Source organism: Paenibacillus sp. ov031 (assembly GCF_900143165.1).
GTDB lineage: Bacteria > Bacillota > Bacilli > Paenibacillales > Paenibacillaceae > Paenibacillus > Paenibacillus marchantiae.
In genome coordinates, this window is the sequence record NZ_FRDO01000003.1 from 179,649 (window position 1) to 202,969 (window position 23,321).

Consider the following 23,321-nt stretch of genomic DNA (forward strand, 5'->3'; position numbering starts at 1 on the left):
CTCCTTGGAAAAATTAGTTTCCAAATACAAGAAAAACTTATTTCAAATTGAAATTATATCACAATATTTTGTAAAAGAAAGTTATTTTTTTCTAGTTTGAAGAAAGTTTATGTCGATCAGAAGCTTCTAATCCCTATTAACCCTCTTTTTGCAGTTTGTAAACAAAGTTTCCGATTCGTTCCAAGGCTTCATTCAATTGGGTCACAGATGTTGCATAGGAACAACGAAGAAATCCTTCACCTTGTGGACCAAATACATTCCCCGGTACAGCCGCCACTTTATTTTCCGTTAGCAAACGCTCAGCAAAAAGATCCGAACTCAGCCCCGTCTTCTGGATACTAGGAAATGCATAAAATGCTCCCTGGGGTTCATGGCAGTCCAGTCCAATATCTCTAAAACCCTGCACGATAAGGCGTCTGCGCTGATTATAGGATTCAACCATTCTATCCTTCTCACCCAAACCGTTCGTCAATGCCTCAAGCGCGGCCACCTGTCCCATAGCAGGTGCACACATCACCGTGTACTGATGAATTTTGAGCATGGCTGCAATCAGTTCGGGATGTCCGCACATATACCCAATTCGCCAGCCGGTCATCGCAAAAGCCTTGGAAAACCCACTAACCAAAATGGTACGTTCCTTCATATCCGGAATCGTAGCGAAACTAACATGTTTTTGCGTATACGTCAGCTCAGCATAAATCTCATCCGCAATGACGATCAGATCATGCTTTTTGATCACTTCAGCAATAGGCAGCCATTCTTCATAGGTCATGATGGCACCTGTCGGATTGCTCGGATAACAGAGGATAAGAACCTTCGACTTCGGCGTAATTCCCGCTTCCAGCGCCTCGGCAGTCAGTTTAAATTGATCCTTCGCATACGTTTCTACACCAACCGGTATACCTCCACCAATCGAAGCGATTGGAGAATATGCCACATACGAAGGTTCTGGAATCAGAATTTCGTCTCCGGGTACAATCAATGCACGCAATGCCAGATCAATGGCTTCACTGCCACCAACGGTAACGATAATTTCGTCCTTTGGATCATACTTGGTATCAAATTGAGTATCCAGATACTCGCTGATGGCTTCCCTCAGTTTCGGCATACCCGCATTGGAAGTGTAACTGGTCATGCCTCTTTCGAGTGAATATACACAAGCTTCACGCATATGCCATGGTGTAACAAAGTCCGGTTCACCTACACCCAGTGTGATGATATCCTTGTTATCGCCAACCAGATCAAAAAATTTACGTATGCCGGATGGCGGTATCTGTTGAACCAAAGGTGCCAAATACGAAGTCATTTTCTTGTTGTTTCCTGTTGTCTGTTCATTCACTATCATGACGCATCTTCCTTTACGGCGAGATCATGAGACGGTTGTCTTCCTGATGGTCTTCAAAAATAATCCCGTCCTGCTTATATTTTTTAAGAATAAAATTCGTTTTGGTTGAAAGTACAGAGTCAATCGGAGACAATTTCTCCGATACAAAATTAGCGACTTCACGCAGGTTGCCACCTTCTACTTCTACGAGCAGATCATATGCACCTGACATGAGATATACCGATTTCACTTGCGGATACAGATAAATGCGTTCAGCGATCCCTTCGAAGCCACGACCACGCTCAGGCGTAATCTGTACTTCAATCAAGGCCGTTACTTTCTCATCATCAATCTTGCTCCAGTTCACAACGGTTGCGTATTTCACAATCACGTGGTCCTGTTCAAGCTGGGCCACGGCGTTCTTGATCTTATCTTCCGACTCCCCCAGCAGCGTCGACAGCAGTGCGGGAGTCCTTCTCGCGTCTTCCTTCAACAAATCCAGAACTTTTAATTGCAGATCGTTCAGATCCTTCATGTCTTTCCCTCCAGCGTCATCCAGCTTCCTGAAAATGAATTAATACTTATATTACATGAATTCAACGATCATGCAAAGACAAAAACCGCCCGCCCTGAATTCGGGCAAGCGGTGGTATGGTCTGTAACAGTACCTGCTTCAAACCATAATTACAAAGGTTACATGTAATAAGGGTTACCGTAATTCGGTTGATGCTGGGGTACATTAGGCGCCTGGTTGTAAGCACTGGCCTGCGTATTCTTTTCCTGAATGAACTGCTGGCATTTCTGTTGGGTCTGGTGGGCCGATTGAATCTGCTTGTCCACATCCTGGCGCAATGCCTTCGAGCCTACCGAATACATGTTGTTCTGCTGCATCACATTAAACAGCTCACCTTGCAAACGGAGTGTATCATTGGTCAAATCTGTGAACATCCGACGTGTAATGGGACAGGAAGCTTCGGTTGTTGCTGTCGTATATTCGCGCGCGGTTCGTCTTAAATCCGCAAGAATCGACTTCAACAAATCCTGTTCCTGCATAAAAGATCCACTAGATGATAAAGATTGAGAATACACACGATTTCCTCCTATACGGTTAGATTCGGCTTCTATTACTGTGCTTGTGTTGGAGCAATAGATTGATGTTGTTGCAAAGCATTAACGAGTGTGTTCAGATGCTGTTCATGGGAACGAACATAGTGATTCAGTGCCTGCTGAATTTGCGGATTATGTGAGATAGAAGCTGTAGCCGCGCACTGCTTGATCAGCAGTTCTTCATTGGTTATTGAATCCGCAATATAATTCAATTCTTTCGGACTCAGCGCTTGCATGGATTGATTCTGCATGTTTCGTTGACCTCCTCGGCATAAAGTTTATGCGCAATTATTGTTAACCCGGTCACTCAAAAGTATACAAACGTAATCATGAAGGAGATGTTTCTAATGGATCTGGTCTATGGTACACCGTTCTGGCCTTCCACTTTTAACCCAAATTCTAACTATCCCTCGCTACAAACCGACATCTCCTGTGACTGCTTGATCATAGGTGGTGGTATGGGGGGGGCACTGACTTCCGAATTGCTTACGGAGCGTGGAGTTAATACGGTTGTTATTGATAAGAGAAAGATTGCGCATGGCAGTAGTTCAGCCAATACAGGACTTTTGCAGTACACAAACGACAAAACACTGACCTCCTGTATCAATACCTTTGGTGAAAAGACAGGCGTGCGCTTCTATGAACTATGTCGTGAAGCCATGCAGAAACTCACACAAATTGCGGACAGGCTGGATACCGATCCCTGGTTTATTCCACGGACCAGTCTCTGTTTTGCCAGCAGCATTGATGATGTAGCCATGCTGGAGGAAGAATATCAAACGTTGAAGCATTATGGCTTTGAAGCTGAACTGTGGAATTCCGACAAAATCAGCACCCATTTCCCCTTCAGCAAACCTGCCGCATTATATACGTTGGGGGATGCTGAAGTGAACCCGTATCGTTTTGTTCATGCCTTGTTTGAATCGGCAAGCAAACGAGGAGCACGAATCTATGGACAGACTGAGATGATTCATTGTGAATTCGATGATGATGGTGTGCTGTGTCATACTTCAGGTGGGAAAATCCGCGCCAGCAAGGTTATTTTTGCTGCCGGTTATGAGACGCAGGCCATCAAAAAGGATCAAGGAGCCTACCTACAAACCACCTATGCTATCGCTACAAAACCGTTGCCTGACCTTAAGGAATGGTATGAGCACAGTCTGATCTGGGAGACGGCACGCCCTTACCTGTATATGAGAACCACACCAGACGGACGGATCATTGCTGGCGGTCTGGATGAAGAGACACCGAGGGAAGATCAGCGTGAGATTCGGGCAAGACACCGGGGAGATACACTCCTGGAAGAAGTTCGCTCTTATTTCCCACTGGAGGGTCTTGAAGTTGATTATGCCTGGGGTGCCGTATTTGGCAATACGAATGACGGACTTCCGTTTATCGGCCCACATCCTGAATACCCGCATTCTTATTTTCTTGAGGGTTATGGCGGTAACGGTACAGTGTACAGCATGTTCGCTGCTTCTATTTTGGCCGATGCTGTTACAGGAGTTGAGAAGGGCGATATGGAACTTTTCTCATTAACGAGAACGAGTAAACCTTCTCCTGTGTAAGCAACGCCTCAAATAAATAAGGGTACAGCTCAGGATTATTCCCTGGACTGTACCCTTTTCCCTATGCTGAGGGTTCTTGCTGATCCGGATGTACTAACAAGTTGCGCATGAATATCCAGCCAATAAGCGGGAAAGCCCCAAGCGCCACAATAAGCCAGGTTAATGTTTGTAAAGAAGGGCCATTCATGACCGTCAGAATAAATACAGCAAGGCCAAATAAACGACCGACCATCAAACAAAGCTCCCTTAATACGACAAGTTCAACCCTTTTCTCTACATTTTCGCCGCTCGCTCCCATCAGGTCGAATCCTGCCGAAATCATTGGCAAAATATACAACGGCATCGATAAGGCAGATCCAATTCCCATAATTAAAAGCGTACCATAGCTGACCTTCCATAATAGCGGAATTAACACGATGAATAACAGTATCGCACCGGCTAACATCCCTCTGGACCTGTATTGCGGCTTAAACCATTTTCCTGCGGCCCAGTAACTCACCAGTGCTACGGCTGAAGTAATTAGCGAGAACTGCCCTAGTTTATATTCCTGCTTAGTTGCCACATAGACAAGCAATGCAATCAGAAAGGCAAATACGCCTTCCCGCACGCCTTGTGCAAACAGTCCCATGCCAAGCGGTCTCCATGCGCTATCCTTGGCAGACAACTGTCGCCACGGTTCAGACCAGCGGTATGTGCCGCTGACCTCCCTTTTTTTCAGAAAAAAACTGAACACAACGGCAATCACATATATGACCAATGACACCGTAAAAATAAGGCGATAACCCGAATTATCAACCATTCGTGAAATAATAAGACCTGAGAACCACGGACCGATGATGCCTGTCATGGAACCCAGCAGACCCACCCAGCCATTGAACAGGTCCCTATTCTCCCGGTCAGTCACCTCAAAATAAACCACATTGAACGCAATCCAGAACAATCCAAGTGCACATCCAAACAAAATCCCCAGAGGCCATATCCAGTCAACCGCTTTTGGTCCCGCCCATAAAACAAGCATGTAAAAAATACCTGACAAGGCCGTTCCTAATCGCAACGCACTCATTTTGTTATGTTCCTTGACCCACTTTCCCGCAAGCCAAAACGTGAGTCCAAGTGCAATTTGCTGGCTGATCGTAAACCATCCCAGCATAGCGTAGTCGGGACGACTTTTCCACAGATACACATTCAGAAACGTTCCCGACAAAGCTCCGGCTAACACAAACAATCCATTCACGCCTAGTAGCAGAATGGATTGTCGGCCCAGAGAAATCTTCATCTGCTCCCTCCTTATTCCACCTGAAGTCAGCACTTCACAGGCAAGGTCTAAGGGTTAACGTACCCCAAGCAGAAGGAAAACATGATGAATTTCCCGGATTATTATATTTTCAGAAGCGTCTTACTCTCTTATTTCCGTGCACTCAAATTCTGGATCAGACGCAGACGGTCATCTTCGGACAGGTTATATTGAACCTGGAAGCAACCTGAGCATACATACATTTGTACAGAGAACGGCGCATCCAGCAACGAATCCGTACCAGAGACAGCGTTGGCAACAGTGTTGAACGTATCCTTGGTTGCCTTCTGTGTACCCGTGAGGATCATGAATTCACGGCAGTGTGGGCATTCCGGAACCTCTTCTTGCAAATCAAGCTGCTTCTCCACGCCTTCTTCGTATTGAATCAGATCATTGCCCTCATCCGCATATTTCGTCAATGTACGAAGCTCCGGCAATTTCAGCTCTACTTCATCTCCCCACAAATTGGCGAGATCCGTAGTTTGTTCACCGTCCTCAACATCATCCATATCATAGATGTCTTCCTCGGCTTCATTGTTCTCTTCATCACCGATATTGATGTTTAGAGTACGATATCCCTTTAATTCATTATGACAGTAAGGGCATTCTTCTTCTGGACCTAGCTCCTCATCCCATACAATCTCGGTGTGGCACCATGGACATACTGTTGGTTCCATATTAAATCAACCTTTCTTTCAGATAATCATGTGTTTAACACATATATGATGCCTATGGCAAAAAATACAATCGATGCAGCAAACAGAATCCGTATCAATATCTTCATGAACGGTCCCCCTACATGATGCTCGCGCCAATAACAAATGACAACGAGACGGAAATAATCATGGATATCAATCCAACGGCCCGGTTATCCGCTTCAATCTCCTTGTCAATGGAGAACACCGGTGTCAGAAACTCGAATAGAAAATAGGCAATGAGCAGAAGGACAAATCCTACAAATGACCACGTCATAGCTTCATACACCGATGATTTGGCCTGAATGCAGAAATGAAGCACGTTGCAGATTCCAAAGATCTTGCCTCCTGTAGCCATCGCAACCGCCACATTGCCCTTCTTGATTTCATGCCAGCATTTGTACTTGGTCACCAGTTCAAAGCAAGCAAGAAATACAAGCAGCTCCATAATCGCTACGGAGAAAAATCCGAGCACCATCCCCAAGGGATGAGACAGCAATTCGTCAATCGTCCCTTTCACTCATCGTTCCCCTTCCCCATTCTGCCGCCTGAACTCACTCAGGCGGCAGAACTTCTTTGATTCCTGGTCGGGCTATTCCAATTCTGCGACGGTCACACCGTTTCCGCCTTCTCCGTAATTGCCCAGCCGGTAACTTTTTATATGTCTATGCTTACGCAGGTAATCCTGAATACCGGAACGCAAAATTCCTGTTCCTTTACCGTGAATAATATACACCTGACCCAGATTAGCAAGGAAAGCTTCGTCGATAAAACGATCTGTCTCCATCAAGGCTTCTTCCAGATTCGTCCCCCGCAAATCCAGTTCACTTTTCACATTGTCATCGCGAGTTCGTTTCACGCCGGTTACCGGTTTCTGCTTCGGTTTGGCTTCTGCTGGTGCAGACTGCTGTAATTCCAGGTCATTCAGGGATACTTTCATTTTCATGATCCCCAATTGAACCATGGCATCCTTGGTGCCTGACATCTCCACCACATGACCTTTTTGATTCAAACTGTAGACAAGAACTTCATCGCCCGGTCCGATGGCCCGAGACTTCGTTGCCGTTGAAGTGCGCTTAGCCGTCTTCTTGCGTTTCTCAGGTTCAGCTTCATCCAGTTGTTTGCGAGCAGCAATAAGTTTGTGCTCCTTCACGGATGCGCCTTCTTCCATAGCGAGCTGACGAAGATCAGTTATAATCTTCTCAGCTTCCGCTCTGGCCTTGTCCACAATGTTGCGGGCATCTTCTTCCGCTTTTTCAATGCGTCGGTCACGCTGCTGTTCCAGCTTCTCCAGTTCGGCTTGATGACGGCTGCGCAATTTCTCCATGTCCTGGCGCAGACGTTCCGCACTCTCACGTTCTTGCTCCGCAGTAAGCCGGTTCTCTTCCAGGGAAGCGATCATATGCTCTACACGCTGGTCTTCTTCTTTCACTTCGCCACGCGCGTAATCCAGAATGTATCCTGGCAGGCCTAGCCGCTCCGCAATTGCAAACGCGTTACTCCGTCCCGGCACACCGACGAGTAGTCGGTAGGTAGGGCTCAGTGTATTAACGTCGAATTCCATGCTGGCATTAATAACACCTTTTCGCTCATAAGCGTAAGCCTTCAGCTCACTGTAATGCGTTGTTGCTACCATGCGGCATCCGGTCTGATGCATATGCTCCAGAATGGAGATCGCCAGTGCAGAACCTTCTGCCGGGTCGGTACCTGCCCCAAGTTCGTCAAGCAACACCAGACTTTTGGTTGTCATGTTCTTCAGTATCCGAATGATGTTCGTCATATGACTGGAGAATGTACTCAGGTTCTGTTCAATGCTCTGTTCGTCACCAATGTCCGCGTAAATCGCATCAAAAACACATAACTGGCTGCCATCTTCCGCTGGAACGAACAAACCTGACATTGCCATGAGGCTCAGTAAACCAATCGTTTTGAGTGTTACTGTCTTACCACCCGTATTTGGACCCGTTACGATAATGGACGTATAATCGTTGCCGAGTTCAATGTCGGTTGGCACCACATTTTCAATCGAGATCAGCGGATGGCGTCCCTTTTTGAGCTTGATGAATCCGCGATCGTTCATGCGTGGCAATGTGGCTTTCAATTCACGGGCAAGACGTGCTTTGGCAAATATGAAATCCAGCGATCCCAGCAGGTCAACATCAACCAATAACCACTCTGCCTGTTCACTGACAAGTGCCGTTAATTTCTGCAAAATCACTTCAATTTCGCGTTCTTCCCGGATTCGGGTCTCGCGCAATTTGTTATTCATCGCAACGATGGATTCTGGCTCAATAAACAGCGTTGCTCCTGAACCGGATTGATCATGGACAATCCCGCCAAAGTAAGAGCGATATTCCGATTTCACGGGAATCACGAAACGGTCTCCCCGAATGGTTATCAGCTGGTCCTGCAGCATTTTGGATACTGTAGAAGAACGGATCATCGAATCCAGTTTCTCACGGATGCGAGCTTCACCGCCGCGCAGCTCACGACGAATCTGCGCCAGTGTTACACTCGCGCTATCTGAGACTTCGGCATTGTCGTCAATACAGATACGAATTGCATCTTCAAGCGTTTTTTGCTCAGATAACTGATCACTGATGTAGAAAATCGATTCCACCTTTTCATCATCGTGGAGTGCAGCGATCTGACGTTTCAATCGACGTGCTGCAAAAGTGGTGTTGGAAATTCCCAGTAACTCATGCGGGTTCAACGTGCCCCCTATTTCGGCGCGTTTGATCGAAGCGGTAATATCCACAATTCCCCCAAAAGATGGAGAGCCTTTCAGACGATCAAACATAAAAGCTTCATCGGTTTGCTGGAGCAGTCTCTTCACTTCTTCCAGTTCACTGATCGGCTCCAATTGTTCCGCTTTCTTTTTTCCCATCGTAGTCTGGGCAAAGCTTTGCAATGTATTTAAAATTTTGCGATATTCCAATGTTTTCAAAATTTTCGTGTCCAAGTGTACAACTCCTTCCAAACTATAACTGTATTATAACGAAAGAAACTTTCTAGCGCTATTTAACGAATCCTTCCACACATAACTTGGGACATAGCGCCGCAAACTACAGGTGTCAGGATTGTGCAACCTCACCATTGAACAGGATGTACAATGCTCAATCCGATCTGAATAAAGGAGGTATAACACCATGAATTTTCTGGGACATGTCGTGCGATTTATCATCGCCGCAATTGTATTGATGGTCGTCAGCTGGATCGTGCCCGGATTCGCCGTCGGTGGTTTCTGGAGCGCACTGATGCTTGCTCTGGTTATCGCTCTGCTTGGCTGGGTTGTCGAAGGAATCTTCGGGAAAAGGGTTAATCCTTTTGGCCGTGGTATTGTCGGCTTCATCGTCAGCGCACTGGTGATCTGGATTGGTCAATATGTCGTAGATCATGTACATGTCAGTCTGCTTGGTGCCGTTCTGGCTGCATTGGTCATTGGGATTATTGATCTGTTCATCCCGGTTTCCACCCCTTTTGATGCCGGAAGAAGATCCAAGGATCACGCATAGGCTCCAACGTACCTACTCCCCATAGGCTTCCCCTAAACCTCTGATGGCTTAAACGCCTGATGAGGTTTATTTTTTTAGGTTGTGTGCATGCTTATGTTCAAAAATACGACATAGGCAGCATGTACAGGCATCGTCAATTTGCGGTATGATGACTGGAGAAATCAATCAAATTTTATCCATATCACGCTTTTTGAGGAGGCATATGATGAAGAAAGGCATGGCATGGCTTGCGGTCTGTATGTTGATTCTGGTCCTTGCTGCATGTGGTGGAACTGGACAATCCGCAGAATCAAACGGCGAGTCCGACTCGGGTGCAACTGCAAGCGAAGAACTGGTAATCAAAGCAAGCAACTATGAATTTGACCAACCTGAATACCATTTGAAAAAAGGTGTCCCGGTTAAGATTATTTATAAAAATACAAACGGAAACCATGGTGTTCTCGTGCCTGAGCTGAACCTTCGGCTGGATACCAGGAACAATTCCAAAGTGATTACTCCCGACAAAGCAGGGGAATTTGAAATGTCCTGTTCCGTCTATTGCGGAAGCGGTCACGGCAGTATGATCTCCAAAATTATTGTTGAAGAATAGTGTTCAAGACAAGGAGCCCCCGTAGCGACGGGAGCTCTTTCTTCATTATAACAAATTGTACAAGAGTGCGCTGTCCAGGATTCCAGTTATGACATAATCATCAGCTAGGTCTGATCCTGCTCAATCAATTCAATCCATTCGTTATATTCCGTCTGCAATTTCGTATATTCATCCCGCAATTGGCGGTAATCTGTATTCAGTTGCTCCGCCTTCTCCTGCTCCATCTCACGTTCAACTTGCAGCAAACGTAACTGATTGGCCGCAAGTTCATACCGCTCACCGATATCCAGCAGTTCATTTTCCATCGTCTGCTTTTCTTCGATTGCTTCTGCACGCTGCTGGGCAAGCTGCTGCCGCTCGTGTTCCAACTCTTCTACCTTCTCCACACTGGCAGCACTTTCTTTCTGCCAGAGATTCAATTCATTCTCCAGTGCAGCCCATCGATCTTGCCAGGACTGTTCCTGAGCCGCCCATTCATCAGCACGACGTTGCCAAACCTGATCTTGTTGTTCTGCTTGTTGTTCCGCTTGTTCTACTCTGGATTTCAGCTCAACTTCCCGGGCAGTCAGCTCTTGCAGGCGAGAGGAGAGCTCTGCCTGTTGGGCAGATAATTCTTCATGCTTAATCTGCCACTCAAGTGCTTCTTCTTCTGTCTGAGTCAGTAAGCTGCCTTGCTCATCAATCCGCGCAGACAGCTGATTGGCATGCTGCCTGGATTCTTCAAGCGCACGCACGATTTCTTTCTTTTCTTCGCTCATCTCATTCAGCTTGCGAGTATAGTCTTCTTCGCGCTGCAATGCATCACCATAATCCTTGCGGATTTGTTTATAATTCTCCTGCAGCTTGTTCAGTTCTTCACGTGCTTCATTCAATTGACCATCAAGCTCTTTATGTTGTAGCTCCAGACGACCAGCTTGCGCAAGATAACGTTCTGCTTCTTCGCTGGCGTGACGAGCTTCTTCTTTAACAACGGATAATTCATCATGAAGGGACTGTACACCAGACTCTAACGTTTCATTCTGTTCTGCAGCTTCAAGTACCTGTGTCTCCAATTCGCCGATCTCGATCAGACGTTGTTCAGCCTGCTCTTTCCAAGACTGCTCGCTCTGCGTCAGTGCACCAAGTTCATGTTGCAATGTGCGTACTGCCGCATGGGCCTGCTCAAGCACTTTTTGCAACCTGCGCTGCTCATCCTCGGACTTCACTTCGGCTTCACGGAGTTTTTTGATTTCCTGTTCAAGCTGACCGTGCTGATCCTGTACTTTTCGCAGTTGTGCTGTCAGAGAAGATTCACGTTCAACGGTCTCGTTATACTGCTGTTTCCATTGCTGTTCCGCTTCCCGGAAATGTTCGGCCTCAGCTTCTGTGTTGCGGAGTTGTTCAGTCAGCAGAGCACTGTCCGCTTTTAGTTGTTCCAGCTGCTGCTCCAATTCCGTAATTCGACGAAGCTGAACATCTTGCTCCTGTTTGTATACGGCTTGTTCACTGCGCAACGTTTCAGTTTGATTACGCTCGTGTTGGAGCTGTTGCTCCTGATCCACAACAACCTCTTGAGCATTCTTGAGCTGCTTGCGTACCTCGGCTAATTGGCCTTCAACATCGATTAAGCGCGATTTGGCCTGTTTACGTTCTTCTTCCAACTGCTGCTTCAGCTTGCCTTGCTCTTCTTGCAGCAAAGCTTCAGCAGTTGCCGCAGCTTCGTTCGCCTGAGTCTGGGCTGCTTCATGGATTTGCTGAAGCTGTTCTTCATAAGCCGCTTCTTTTTCCATCCATTCCAATTCCGCCAGTTCGGATGACTCCTTGAACGTTGCATTCAGCTGTTCAATCTCATCCAATCGCTTCTGCTCTGCTTGTTGCTGCAGTGCGGCTTGTTCTTCTTTTGCCTTCTCAGTCAGTTCTCGAGCTTGATTGACGGCAGCTTGCTCTGCCTGCTGTATACGCTGCTCCATCTCGGACTGAAGTTCACGGTATTGAAGCTGGGCTTCTTCCTGAACCTTTTGCAATTGAGACTCGGCTTGTTCCAATTCAGACAAAATTGCCGCTTCTGCTTGCTCCTTCGCCGTTTGTACTTGCTGTGCAGCCTGCACCTCAATTTTTTGACGTTCTGCCACGGCCCGAGCTTCGGCTTCTTTCAGTTGAGCTGCCGTCTTATCCTGCAGCTCCTTGTATTGTGCAGCCGCTTTAGCTTGGGCTTGCTGCAACTCATTTGCTGAACGTGTCTGTGCTTCTTTCAGCTGAGCTGCCGCCTGAGTCTGTGCATTCTTGAGTTGATTCGCTGCTTTTTCTTCTGCTTCTTTGAGACGCGCCTGTGCCTTCTCCTCAGCCGCTTTCAGTTGCGACGCAGTTTGAGCCTGAAGCTTTTGCTCGCGACCTGCTGCCTGAGCGCGTTCCTGCTCCAGTAATGTATTCAGCTTGGCTACTTCTGCCTGCTGATCCTTCTGGAGTTTCGCGATGGCCTGTTCCACCTCAGCCTTAAGTTTCATTGCTTCAGCGAGTTCTTGGTCACGGCGTTCCAGTTCCTGCTGATGTTCATTTTGTATGGCATTCAGCCGATTGAGTTCATTTCTCATTTCGGTACGTTCACCGGTCAGCATTTTCAGCTCATTCCGAATTTCCTGAGTCTGAAGAGACTGCTCAGCCATATGTACAGCTGCCAGAACTGCAATACGCGGGGTATCCAGTCGGGAATTATGTTTGGAGATGGCGCTCATTCGCTCATCCACCAGGTTAGCTACTTGTTTCATATAGTCGGCACTGCTGCCAACCAGTTTATAGGAAGTCCCGTAGATCTCTACGGTGACGCGTGTACGATCAGGTATAGTCACAGTTGTGCCCTCCTTAAAGTCTGTATGTTGATTCTAAGCTGTAAAACAAAAAAAGTCACATCGATCCTCTAATGCTAAGGATTCGATGTGACTTCAAGCAATTCCTGCTAATCTTTGTTCAAAAAATTGACTTATGTTCTATTTACGCAATTCGGCTCCAAATTGCTCCTCCAGACGAGCAACAACACGAGCATGAACCTCGGTAATTTCCTCATCTGTCAATGTGCGTTCACGGTTGCGATAAACGAGAGCCATCGCTACGCTCTTCTTGTCTTCACCCAACTTGCTGCCTGTAAACACGTCGAATACCTGTACGGTTTGCAACAGTTCGCCAGCAGATTCACGAATTGAGCGCAGCATATCCCCAGCTTCGATTTCTTTACTCACAACAACTGCGATATCCCGCTCAACTGCCGGGAATCGTGGAAGCTCACGATAACGGATATCCGCATCCGCTTCACTATAGATAGCTTCAAGCCCGATCTCTGCGAGATATACATCGTTCAAATCATATTGCTGTTGCAGTTCAGGATGCAATTGACCCATCGTACCAATCAGTTTGCCCTCTCCGCCATCTTTTGCTTCAAGGTATACCGATGCGGAACGACCAGGGTGGAAGCCTTCTGGACTGTTTGCTACCAGGCGAATGCGCTGCTCCAGGCCCACATAGGCGAACAGGTTCTCAAGTGCACCTTTCAGATCGAAGAAGTCCACTTTCTCTACTCCCACATTCCACTGCTGGGATGCACGATTTCCAGTGAGCAACAAGCTCAGGACCGGAATTTCATGCGGTTGCTTCGTCAGCTTTTCTTCTTCAGTGAAGAACACACTACCTACTTCGAATACAGCCAGTGAATCATGTTTGCGGTTCATGTTATACACCGTGGCATCCAGCATTTGCGGCAAGATGCTCTTACGAAGCACGCTGCGGTCCTCACTCATTGGCATAGCCAGCTTCACGGCTTTACTGCCTTCTGTTAGAGAAGGGAACAAGGATACTTTATCCGGGTGTACGAATGAATAGCTGATCATTTCCTGCCAGCCACTACCTGCAAACAAACCACGAATGGTACGGCGCATTGCTTGTGAACGCGTGTAAGCACCCGGTGTTGTTGGTCCTTCGATCAACGTGGTTGGAATATTGTCGTATCCATACAGACGGGCAATCTCTTCAAACAGATCCACATCAAGTGTAATATCCCCTCTGCGGCTAGGCACTTCAACATCAAGCAGACCCTGCTGCGCATCACCACATGCAAAGTGCAAACGAGCGAAGATGGTTTTCACTTCAAGCAGGGACAACTCGGTTCCCAGATAGCGATTCAGTTTATCCAGCGACAGCTGCACAATATGTTTATCCGCTGCGGCTGTTCCAGCTTCCACAATCCCCTGATGAACTTCGCCTTCCGCATAACGCTGAATCAATTCAGCCGCACGGTTCAATGCCGTAATGACAGCAGCCGGATCGACTTCTTTCTCAAAACGCATGCTTGCTTCGGAACGCAGCCCCAGTTGGCGCGACGTTTTCCGAACGGTTCCGCCGTCGAACTTGGCGGATTCCAGCAACAGATTCACTGTGGTTTCCGTTACCTCGGAATTCTCGCCACCCATAACACCCGCAATGGCTACCGGTTTCACGCCATCGGTAATGAGCAGCATATGCGGCTCCAGCTTGCGCTCTTGGCTATCCAACGTCACGATCGTTTCGCCTTCTTTGGCCATCCGCACTTCAATGTGGCCCTTTTCCAGCTTATCTGCATCAAAAGCATGCAGCGGCTGTCCGTATTCCAGCATGACATAGTTCGTGATGTCAACGATATTATTGATCGGACGGATGCCAGCGGCCATCAAACGGTTTTGCATCCACTGCGGGGAAGCTCCCAGCTTGATCCCAGTTACATAGCGGGCTGCATAATGACTGCATTGTTCGTCAGCCGTAATCTCAACCGAGATATGATTCGCAGCCGCATCACCGATTTCCACCAACTTTTGAGTTGGATCAGGCAGTTTCACTTCACGACCAAGAATTGCACCTACTTCATAAGCTGCACCCAGCATGCTCAAACAGTCGGAGCGGTTCGGTGTCAGGTCCAGTTCAAGAACATGATCGTCAAGACCAAGCACTTGGCTGATTGGTGTGCCAATTTCCGTTTGTGCCGGCAATACGAGAATGCCTTCTTGTTGGTCCTTCGGCAGCAACTTGTCGTTCATGCCCAGTTCTTTCGCAGAGCAGATCATGCCAAGTGAAACAACGCCGCGCAGCTTGGCTTTTTTGATATCGAGTCCACCAGGGAGCTTCGCTCCTACCAGGGCAACGACTACCTTTTGACCGGCATCCACATTTTTCGCACCACATACAATCTGCAGATCTTCTTCCTGTCCGGCATCAATCACACATACATTCAGCTTATCAGCGTCAGGGTGTTTCTCCTTACTCTTCACGTAACCAACAACCACTTTGTTCACGCCCTGGTTCCGGTTCTCCACTACATCAATCTCAATCCCCGCACGGGTGAATTTCTCTGCCAACTCCTGCGGTTCCACGCCTTCCAGCGCGATATAATCAGACAGCCAATCTGTCGATACTCTCATGGACGTTCACTTCCTAATCTATGAATTGGTGTTGCAAATGAAGGGCGTTCGCCCTGTATGCTACTTCGGTAATTACAGTCGTCCGAATTGTTTCAGGAACGCCATATCACTGTTGTAGAAATGACGAATATCATCAATGCCGTATTTCAGCATGGCGATACGCTCTACGCCCATTCCGAATGCAAACCCACTGTATTTCTCCGGATCATAACCGCCCATCTCGAGCACTTTCGGGTGAACCATACCGCCGCCCAAAATCTCAAGCCAACCGGTCTGTTTACATACCCGACAGCCACTGCCACCACATTGCACACAAGTCACATCCACTTCAGCACTTGGCTCTGTGAACGGGAAGAAGCTTGGACGGAGACGAATTTCGGTGTGTGAACCGAACATTTCGCGTACGAATTGCAGCAAGGTACCTTTCAGGTCACTCATGCGAATGTTCTCGCTAATAACCAAACCTTCTACCTGATTGAACTGGAACGAATGCGTCGCATCGTCATCGTCACGACGGTATACTTTACCCGGACAGATGACTTTAACAGGAACTTCACCTTTCATGCTTTGCATCGTACGAACCTGAACCGGAGACGTATGCGTACGCATCAACAGATCTTCTGTTACATAGAAAGAATCCTGCATATCACGCGCCGGGTGGTTCTTCGGCAGATTCAGTGCTTCGAAGTTGTAATAATCCATTTCAACCTCAGGACCTTCCGCTACGCGGTATCCCATACCGATGAAAATATCTTCGATTTCCTGTACCACTTTGGTCAGTGGATGCAGTCCGCCTTGACGTCCGCGACGTCCTGGCAGGGTCACATCAATTTTTTCGGATTGCAGACGTTTAGCCGTCTCTTCCTTCTGGAACTGCTCCTGCTTGCTATCAATGACTTCTTCAATCGCGCCGCGAACATCATTGGCAACCTGACCAATCACCGGACGTTCCTCTGCACTAAGCGCACCCATACCGCGCAAAATCTCGGTCAATGCACCCTTTTTCCCCAAATACTTTACACGCAGATCACTCAGCGTCTGTGGATCGTTCACGCCAGACAGTTGCTCCAGCGCTTCGATCTTTAATGCCTCCAAACGTTCTTTCATGTGTAAATGCCCCCTTTATGTGGTTTAATGCAACAAAAAAAGGCCTTCTCTCCCCTGAAGGGACGAAAAGACCGTGGTACCACCCTTGTTAGACATTCAGTGCTGCCCGGCCCTTCCGGCCTGCAACATGTTTGCCTCACTCTATACGGAATAACGACCGTTAACCGTTACCCCCTACTGACTCCTGCGATGAATCGCAAGATATGGTTCAGGGAACCGCTCCGGAGTGAATTTCAGCAGCCTTGTTCTACAGAAACGCTCTCAATCTACGGCGCTTCCTCCCTGTACAGAGGCACTGCTTACTTGTCTCCATCATCACGTTTGCATGTCAGATAAACCTTCAAATTTACTGATGATCGTCCATTATTATATGCAAAATCGCTCGAAATAGCAAGCCGTAAAGCCGCATGATCAAACGTTAAGCCAAAAAGTAAAACGGCATAAGCTTCGTCAATCGATTACTTCTGTTTTCGCAGCTCGTGCAACTGTTTTAAACGACGCTGAATTTCGCGAACCTCGGCAACTTCAGCCGCCCGTTCAATTACATCATCAGGCTTAGTCAACACATCATTGCCCCCACTGTTCATGGGAGATAACAATTCGGATAAACGCATTTCAAGCCGCAGCCGTTCATCATCTGACTCCCGAACCTCAAGGGCAGACTCTCGCAGTTTGATGGATTGCTCCCAGTCCTCCACTCCGCCTTCATACAGTGTAGCCTTCCCACCGGGTTCTAAATCAAGCAAGCGGCTGGCGAGTACTTTGGTCAACATGCGGTCATGGGATACGAGTACCAGTGCTCCGGATGCCTGCTTCAATATATTCTCCATCACTTCCTGTGTGTCAATATCCAGATAATTGGTTGGTTCATCTAACACCAGTACATTAGATCCCCCGAAGTACAACCGCAGGAATGCAACTCTGCACTTCTCTCCCATACTCAAATCCCCAATACGCTTGAACACATCATCTCTTGAGAATAAAAAGCATCCGAGAATGGTACGTGCAGCACTTTGTGTCATGGATGGAAGACTGAGCAAACTGTCCAGAAGTGTCTCTCTTTCCGGTAACCCCTCAAGCTCTTGCGAAAAATAACCGATCTTCAGTTGTGGATGACGTGTCACTTTGCCCTGGGATGGTTCCAGATCTCCAATCATCAGTTTGAGCAGTGTCGTCTTGCCTGTGCCATTCGGACCACGTACGGCAAGACGATCTCCACGTTCGACTGCAATCCGGAGATTGTGAAGCAATGTCGGGCTCCCCGGATAAGCAAAGCTAACGTCTTCCAGTGCAAGGAGTTGGCGGGCAGCCAGCGTGTTCACCTGCAGCTCCATGTTCAATTTTGCAACTTCGCGGGGTTTATCCACGCGTTCCTTCTCCAGGCGCTCCAGTTGCTTTTGCTTGGCATGGTAGCGGGAAATGTTCTTGTTGGCTTTCGCTTTGTAAAAGCTCTGAGTTATTTTCACTTCCACATCGCTTGCTGAATTATGAGCCTGATGAAACCACTGCTGATAATTGCGGATCGTCTCTTCTAGCGCTTTCCGTTCCAGCTCCTGCTTGCGATAGGTTGCTTCCTGCTCACGTAATTCGCGTTCCTTATGGCCTTTGTAATCAGTGTAACCGCCTTTATATTTGGTCAGTGCATCCGGGCTAAATTCAATAACACCCGTTGCAACCTCATCAATAAAGGTCCGGTCATGAGAAACAAACAACAATGTTCCGGCATAGGCAGAAAGCCATTCTTCAAGCCAGCACATGCTCTCTTCATCCAGATGATTCGTCGGTTCATCCAAAATCAGAAATTTGGGTTTACTGACCAAAAGTCCTGCGAGACGGGCCTTCGTTTTTTGCCCACCACTCAAAGAATGATATGGCCGACTCCAATGTTCCAACGATAACCCCAGACGAGTCAGTACCTTCTCTACCTCAGTCTCCCACATATACCCGTTCAATTGCTCATATTGCTCCATCGCTATCGTATAAGCTTCGAGCAGCCGCTGCTCATCTGCCGCTCCACTGTTGCTCATCCGTTGTTCCAGTAATTCCAGGTCACGCTTCACCTCGTAAATCCGTCCACTTTCCTGCCGGACAGCATCAAGCACATTCATCTCAGGCTTGATCAATGAGCGCTGGCGCATGAAACCCCACTCCTGCTGCGGAATGTGACGTTCGATGCGTCCACCACCCTCTTCTTCTCCAAGTATGATGCTTAATAAGGTGGTCTTGCCACAGCCGTTGCGACCTAGAATGGCGAGCCGCTCACCTTCATTTATTTCGAGATTTAATCCTGCAAACAACTCATTCCCGTTCCACTCTTTCGATACTTCATGTAGGCGTACCATTGTCATCATGAGGCCTCATCCTTCCTGCAATTCAAAATAAAAAAACCGCTGGCATCAGCCGGCGGTAGGCAATTCAGGATTGGATAAAGCGTCAAAAAACAAGCATAAGATACCCCACGGTATGAACAAAGAACCCTTAAAAGGGTACACACAAGCAAAGCCAGAACAGCCTGCCTGTTTCCATACCTGATCCCATAGCTGAATTTGGACACACGAATCCCCTCATTGCTCAGCCGCTTTTTGGCTGACTGCGTCATAAACTCTCTGCAGTTACTGGGGTTCAATTCATGTGTTTTACTTCATGGGACGTATGGTTACCTCTCATTCATGTGTAGTATCGATTTCTCCGTTATTGTACCAGATGATGGGGAAAAAGCAAAGGTTTTGAATTTGGAGTCAGTGATATTCTCCATTCAAACATGACTTAAAATACACTAACTAACTTCTAGAAAAAGAAAAAACCCTTGTTTTCACAAGGATTTCAGGTGTTGCATTAGTTAAGCGGGTGATGGGAATCGAACCCACGCTATTAGCTTGGAAGGCTAAAGTTCTACCATTGAACTACACCCGCGCGAATGACGATCGGGACGACACGATTTGAACATGCGACCCCCTGGTCCCAAACCAGGTGCTCTACCAAGCTGAGCTACGTCCCGTCAAGTTCCGAGGAACATTAACATGAATTTTACAAAATTAATATACCATGATCATCCAATGCTTGCAACTTCTTTTTACCATTTCTCCCCTAATCTTTCGAAACAAAACAAGACAGAAGCGTGTCCACGCCCCTGTCTATCCTTACCCCGTGGGTTTATCCACATCTCTCAAAAATTTTTTTTCAAAATCGGCTGCCACAATGGGTTTGCTGAAAAAGTACCCTTGAGCCTCATGACAATGCTGATCACGAAGAAATGAAAGCTGGTCCTCATTTTCAACGCCCTCAGCCGTCACTTTCAACTGCAGGTGATGAGCCATCGACGTAATGGTCGACACAATTGCCGCGTTATTGCTGTCCTCCATCACTTCATTGACAAAGGAACGGTCAATCTTGAGGCGGTCAATCGGCAAATCTTTCAAATAGTGCAGTGAACTGTACCCTGTACCAAAATCATCAATACTGATGTGCACACCAATTTCCTTGATTTTGCGCAACTGCTCAAACGCACGATCCTTGTCAAACGTCATGCTCTCCGTAATCTCGAGCTCAAGCCACACAGGTTCCAAGCCTGTTTCCTTGAGAATGTCGCTGATGTTGTCCAGCAGATGGGAATGTCTGAATTGTCTCATGGACAGGTTAACCGATACACACAGCTTGCGGTAACCTGCTTCTTGCCAGCGCTTGTTCTGTGCACAGGCCTCACGCAATACCCATTCTCCAAGTGGCACGATCAGCCCACTCTCCTCCGCAAGAGGAATAAATTCCCCAGGGGATACTGACCCTCTCAGCGGATGCTGCCAACGTACCAAAGCCTCCATACCCACAATCAAACCACTAGCTAGATTAACCTGCGGCTGATACACAAGATAGAACTGCCCTCGATCCAACGCTTTGCGCAAATCATTCTCAAGCTGCAAACGTTCTTGGGCTTTCATCTGCATCGCATGAGCATATCGGTTTAGCTCTATTCCCTGCTCTTTGGCATTATGCAGCGCTGTATCCGCATTTTGGATGATCTCTTCCGGTGAGTCTCCGTCATGCGGAAATATCGCCATACCAATACCCAACGTGAGATGGTACTCGTTCCCATCCACCGTTACAGGTTTTTCGAACAGTTGCAAGATCGATCTAGTCCGTCGCAACGCCGTATCTGTTGTGCAGAAGTCTGTCATTGTCAGTACGAATTCATCTCTTCCCAGTCCGAACACTTCCTCTCCCGGGAGCGAAGAATGATTCAAACGCTGTCCAACCTGACGAAGTACACGGTTTGCCGCTTGTTGCCCCAACGAATCATTAATCGTTTTGAACCGATTAATATTCAATACCAAGACTCCAACAAGCTGCTCCTCTACCATAGCTGCATTCATCATCACTTTCAGTCGCTGAGAAAGACGACGGCGATTCGGCAGCCCTGTCACATCATCATGGTGAGCAATAAAGTTCATTTTAGCTTCAGCCACCTGTTGTTTGAGGAAAGGCGTATCCACCACAGACGAATACAGTCCCTTCTGGATGAAGAAATAACCCAAACAATCGCTTAACAGACCTAGCAACAGATTGAGATCATTAATCTTCGTAGCAGAGACAAAGTAACATTCTCCAAAGAAGAAACAGAGGATTGCACAAAGGATGGTAGGCAGATCACCATCTTTGCCTTTTTTCCATTGAACGAATAACACAACAGCAGTCACGCCATACAGGATTCCGATCAGAAAATGAATTCGGGTAAACATGCCTCCAAGTACATTGCCCACCAGCAAGTTCGGCAGTACAGCCCATTCCTGAATAGCCACTGTATACAAAACAACAAAAATGCCGAGTGTTCCGCTGAAGAGTAAAAATTTGCGTGGTAACGCAATTTCCCTCTCGCTAACTGCATATATGAACAGCAAACCTGCCGCACAAACAAGAGATCCCAGCGACATCATCTTCAGCGAGAATTCTGATTCCACCATTGCGCCATTCGGCATTTCTTCGGCAAAAGAAACGATGTGAACCAGTTCAAATAAACCAATTAATAAAAACAGTGTAGTCATAAGGACCCTTCGGAGGGTCAGTCTTTGAGTCTGAAATAACCAGCTTTGATTATAAATGCCGATACAGGCCGCTGCTGCAGCGAAGCCACCCAAGAGTGTCAAAACCGGGTAACCCGATATGATCAGATCAGAGCTTGCAGAGGAACGAAACCATTGACTTGCGAGGAAACACAATAAGCCGCCTATCGCGACCCAACCTATTTTTCTCTGATCTTGCTGATTAGCCTTCATGCCGTGTTTTCCTTCCCGGGATCACCTATCCTGAAATAACTTTAACGATATAAATTTACATTGTTACAATATTCGACATTTTTACATCTACCAACGTTCAATTCACATGCGAATACATGCTATCTGGTACATAATAACATTTATTTCCGCAGACGTGAACAAAAAAATAAGCACTCCTAGGAATATTTATTCATAGATATGTAGAAAAACAAGGCAATAAGAACTAAAAAAACATGAACTCCTCATTGGAGTCCATGTTTTTTTGATTTGCAACTGTATTTTAGACTAATTTTCGCCACATATGCATCATTCGACTTAAAACGCTAATGCGCTAAAGTTATAGTCGTATTAGATCCATCTCTTGTTGACTTGAAGTCAATCTCAAGAATTATGCAACAAGCTTATTTGTCAAAATTCACTTCTGGTGTTGTCAATTTATCATAGAAATCAACAACCTTGTCTTTGTCTTCCGACGAACGCAGTGCCATCGCCGAGCGAGGATGCTCGTCCAATGTACCTGTAATCATATAAGGCAAAATGTAACCCCACTCTTCTTTTTCACGGAGAGGGACCATCAATTGCTCCAATACACCCAGTACTGGACGCAGGTTGTATTTTGTGCCTTTCAAATGAGCAACGAGCAGTTCAGTAGGACAGTTTCCTGCAGCACGTCCCATACCGTATACGGAAGCATCCAGCAGTTCAACGCCAAGCTCAGCTGCTACCAACGAGTTCGAGAACGCCAGTTGCATGTTATTGTGTGTGTGAACGCCAAGACGTTTGTTCGGCAGATGAGTTTTGAACTTCTCCACCAGATATTTCACATCGTTATGATCCAGGCTTCCATAGGAGTCTACTATGTATACAACATCCACAGAACTTTCCTTGATCAGTTCAAAAGCTTCCAGCAGTTCATTTTCCATAACATTAGACAATGCCATAATGTTCAGCGTTGTTTCATATCCACGATCGTGGAATGTTTGAACCAGAGCAAGTGCCTTGTCTACATCTTTGCTGTAACAAGCTACACGGATCAGATCCAGCATGCTTTCGCTGCGCGGCAGAATGTCATTTTCGTCCACACGTCCAACGTCAACGAGTGCAGACAATTTGGTATTGCCTTTTTGCGGAATTACTTTACGCAGGAAATCATCATTCAGAAAACGCCATGGTCCTGCTTCTTCTGCACCTTTCAAGAGCTTAGGTGAGTTTTTGTATCCAATTTCCATATAATCAACGCCCGCTTCATTCAATCCAGCATAGAGCTGTTGAACAAAGTCCACGCTAAAGTCCCAGTTATTTACCAATCCGCCATCACGGATTGTACAATCTACTATTTTGCAATGATTTGTCTTCATTAATGTCTGCTCCTTTTCTGACCAACTTGTGTATTCCTCTCATGATACTTGAACGTAACAAGAAAAGTAAAGGGATTCCC

The 23,321-nt window shown here is 46.9% G+C and carries 17 protein-coding genes and 2 tRNA genes; 3 read left to right on the forward strand and 16 right to left on the reverse strand.

Annotated elements, in window-relative coordinates; translation table 11 throughout:
* Positions 1-136: 136 nt before the first annotated feature.
* From BUA17_RS14485 to BUA17_RS14500, 4 genes are all read right to left on the reverse strand, one after another.
* Entirely contained in the window at positions 137-1,345 is a 1,209-nt protein-coding gene (locus tag BUA17_RS14485) for an aminotransferase class I/II-fold pyridoxal phosphate-dependent enzyme (protein WP_063564217.1), read from the reverse strand.
* Between the two features lie 13 nt (positions 1,346-1,358).
* Positions 1,359-1,859: an Lrp/AsnC family transcriptional regulator gene (locus BUA17_RS14490; protein WP_024628343.1), complete on the reverse strand. Its 501-nt coding sequence runs from the start codon at positions 1,857-1,859 to the stop codon at positions 1,359-1,361.
* Positions 1,860-2,017: 158 nt separating this feature from the next.
* Complete coding sequence (locus tag BUA17_RS14495) at positions 2,018-2,413, reverse strand: spore coat protein (RefSeq protein WP_063564216.1); 396 nt, start codon at positions 2,411-2,413, stop codon at positions 2,018-2,020.
* 35 nt (positions 2,414-2,448) lie between these two features.
* Positions 2,449-2,682: a hypothetical protein gene (locus tag BUA17_RS14500; RefSeq protein ID WP_063564215.1), complete on the reverse strand. Its 234-nt coding sequence runs from the start codon at positions 2,680-2,682 to the stop codon at positions 2,449-2,451.
* Between the two features lie 96 nt (positions 2,683-2,778).
* Between BUA17_RS14500 and BUA17_RS14505 the strand changes: the two genes are divergently transcribed.
* Positions 2,779-3,999 carry an NAD(P)/FAD-dependent oxidoreductase gene (locus BUA17_RS14505; RefSeq protein WP_072734040.1) on the forward strand — a complete coding sequence of 407 codons (1,221 nt, stop codon included), beginning with the start codon at positions 2,779-2,781 and terminating at the stop codon, positions 3,997-3,999.
* A gap of 61 nt (positions 4,000-4,060) precedes the next feature.
* Here BUA17_RS14505 and BUA17_RS14510 read toward each other — a convergent pair whose 3' ends face one another.
* From BUA17_RS14510 to BUA17_RS14525, 4 genes are all read right to left on the reverse strand, one after another.
* Complete coding sequence (locus tag BUA17_RS14510; protein ID WP_072734041.1) at positions 4,061-5,275, reverse strand: MFS transporter; 1,215 nt, start codon at positions 5,273-5,275, stop codon at positions 4,061-4,063.
* Between the two features lie 128 nt (positions 5,276-5,403).
* Complete coding sequence (locus BUA17_RS14515) at positions 5,404-5,970, reverse strand: hypothetical protein (RefSeq protein WP_072734042.1); 567 nt, start codon at positions 5,968-5,970, stop codon at positions 5,404-5,406.
* Positions 5,971-6,088: 118 nt separating this feature from the next.
* On the reverse strand, positions 6,089-6,466 hold the full coding sequence (locus BUA17_RS14520) for a DUF350 domain-containing protein (RefSeq protein ID WP_053780553.1): 378 nt from the start codon (positions 6,464-6,466) through the stop codon (positions 6,089-6,091).
* 114 nt (positions 6,467-6,580) lie between these two features.
* Positions 6,581-8,950 (reverse strand): endonuclease MutS2, encoded by a 2,370-nt coding sequence (locus BUA17_RS14525; RefSeq protein WP_063564211.1) that lies wholly within the window; start codon positions 8,948-8,950, stop codon positions 6,581-6,583.
* Between the two features lie 187 nt (positions 8,951-9,137).
* On the opposite strand from BUA17_RS14525, the gene BUA17_RS14530 reads away from it, so the two are divergent.
* Together BUA17_RS14530 and BUA17_RS14535 are read left to right on the forward strand one after the other, a co-directional pair.
* A complete protein-coding gene (locus BUA17_RS14530) occupies positions 9,138-9,503 on the forward strand; it encodes a phage holin family protein (RefSeq protein WP_053780442.1) in 366 nt (121 codons plus the stop codon).
* Positions 9,504-9,708: 205 nt separating this feature from the next.
* Positions 9,709-10,092, forward strand: coding sequence for a cupredoxin domain-containing protein (locus tag BUA17_RS14535; RefSeq protein WP_072734043.1), 384 nt, complete (start codon positions 9,709-9,711; stop codon positions 10,090-10,092).
* Between the two features lie 104 nt (positions 10,093-10,196).
* On the opposite strand, the gene zapA is transcribed toward BUA17_RS14535, so the two are convergent.
* From zapA to BUA17_RS14575, 8 genes are all read right to left on the reverse strand, one after another.
* Positions 10,197-12,917 carry a cell division protein ZapA gene (gene zapA / locus BUA17_RS14540; RefSeq protein WP_072734044.1) on the reverse strand — a complete coding sequence of 907 codons (2,721 nt, stop codon included), beginning with the start codon at positions 12,915-12,917 and terminating at the stop codon, positions 10,197-10,199.
* 138 nt (positions 12,918-13,055) lie between these two features.
* Positions 13,056-15,509 carry a phenylalanine--tRNA ligase subunit beta gene (gene pheT, locus BUA17_RS14545; protein ID WP_072734045.1) on the reverse strand — a complete coding sequence of 818 codons (2,454 nt, stop codon included), beginning with the start codon at positions 15,507-15,509 and terminating at the stop codon, positions 13,056-13,058.
* Between the two features lie 72 nt (positions 15,510-15,581).
* Positions 15,582-16,616 carry a phenylalanine--tRNA ligase subunit alpha gene (gene pheS / locus BUA17_RS14550; protein WP_024628331.1) on the reverse strand — a complete coding sequence of 345 codons (1,035 nt, stop codon included), beginning with the start codon at positions 16,614-16,616 and terminating at the stop codon, positions 15,582-15,584.
* Between the two features lie 458 nt (positions 16,617-17,074).
* Positions 17,075-18,967, reverse strand: coding sequence for a ribosomal protection-like ABC-F family protein (gene abc-f, locus BUA17_RS14555; protein WP_072734046.1), 1,893 nt, complete (start codon positions 18,965-18,967; stop codon positions 17,075-17,077).
* Positions 18,968-19,458: 491 nt separating this feature from the next.
* Positions 19,459-19,529, reverse strand: a tRNA-Gly gene (locus BUA17_RS14560).
* 11 nt (positions 19,530-19,540) lie between these two features.
* A tRNA-Pro gene (locus BUA17_RS14565) sits at positions 19,541-19,614 on the reverse strand.
* Positions 19,615-19,756: 142 nt separating this feature from the next.
* Complete coding sequence (locus tag BUA17_RS14570; RefSeq protein WP_072734047.1) at positions 19,757-21,883, reverse strand: bifunctional diguanylate cyclase/phosphodiesterase; 2,127 nt, start codon at positions 21,881-21,883, stop codon at positions 19,757-19,759.
* Between the two features lie 401 nt (positions 21,884-22,284).
* Positions 22,285-23,241: an aldolase catalytic domain-containing protein gene (locus BUA17_RS14575; protein WP_063564204.1), complete on the reverse strand. Its 957-nt coding sequence runs from the start codon at positions 23,239-23,241 to the stop codon at positions 22,285-22,287.
* Between the last annotated feature and the right edge of the window lie 80 nt (positions 23,242-23,321).

Excerpts from the sequence above, each read along its gene's own strand:
- BUA17_RS14485 (WP_063564217.1), bottom strand. The coding sequence starts at position 1,345 with ATGATAGTGAATGAACAGACAACAGGAAACAACAAGAAAATGACTTCG.
- BUA17_RS14490 (WP_024628343.1), bottom strand. The coding sequence starts at position 1,859 with ATGAAGGATCTGAACGATCTGCAATTAAAAGTTCTGGATTTGTTGAAG.
- BUA17_RS14500 (WP_063564215.1), bottom strand. The coding sequence starts at position 2,682 with ATGCAGAATCAATCCATGCAAGCGCTGAGTCCGAAAGAATTGAATTAT.
- BUA17_RS14505 (WP_072734040.1), top strand. The coding sequence starts at position 2,779 with ATGGATCTGGTCTATGGTACACCGTTCTGGCCTTCCACTTTTAACCCA.
- BUA17_RS14510 (WP_072734041.1), bottom strand. The coding sequence starts at position 5,275 with ATGAAGATTTCTCTGGGCCGACAATCCATTCTGCTACTAGGCGTGAAT.
- BUA17_RS14515 (WP_072734042.1), bottom strand. The coding sequence starts at position 5,970 with ATGGAACCAACAGTATGTCCATGGTGCCACACCGAGATTGTATGGGAT.
- BUA17_RS14520 (WP_053780553.1), bottom strand. The coding sequence starts at position 6,466 with ATGGTGCTCGGATTTTTCTCCGTAGCGATTATGGAGCTGCTTGTATTT.
- BUA17_RS14530 (WP_053780442.1), top strand. The coding sequence starts at position 9,138 with ATGAATTTTCTGGGACATGTCGTGCGATTTATCATCGCCGCAATTGTA.
- BUA17_RS14535 (WP_072734043.1), top strand. The coding sequence starts at position 9,709 with ATGAAGAAAGGCATGGCATGGCTTGCGGTCTGTATGTTGATTCTGGTC.
- pheT (WP_072734045.1), bottom strand. The coding sequence starts at position 15,509 with ATGAGAGTATCGACAGATTGGCTGTCTGATTATATCGCGCTGGAAGGC.
- pheS (WP_024628331.1), bottom strand. The coding sequence starts at position 16,616 with ATGAAAGAACGTTTGGAGGCATTAAAGATCGAAGCGCTGGAGCAACTG.
- abc-f (WP_072734046.1), bottom strand. The coding sequence starts at position 18,967 with ATGATGACAATGGTACGCCTACATGAAGTATCGAAAGAGTGGAACGGG.
- BUA17_RS14570 (WP_072734047.1), bottom strand. The coding sequence starts at position 21,883 with ATGAAGGCTAATCAGCAAGATCAGAGAAAAATAGGTTGGGTCGCGATA.
- BUA17_RS14575 (WP_063564204.1), bottom strand. The coding sequence starts at position 23,241 with ATGAAGACAAATCATTGCAAAATAGTAGATTGTACAATCCGTGATGGC.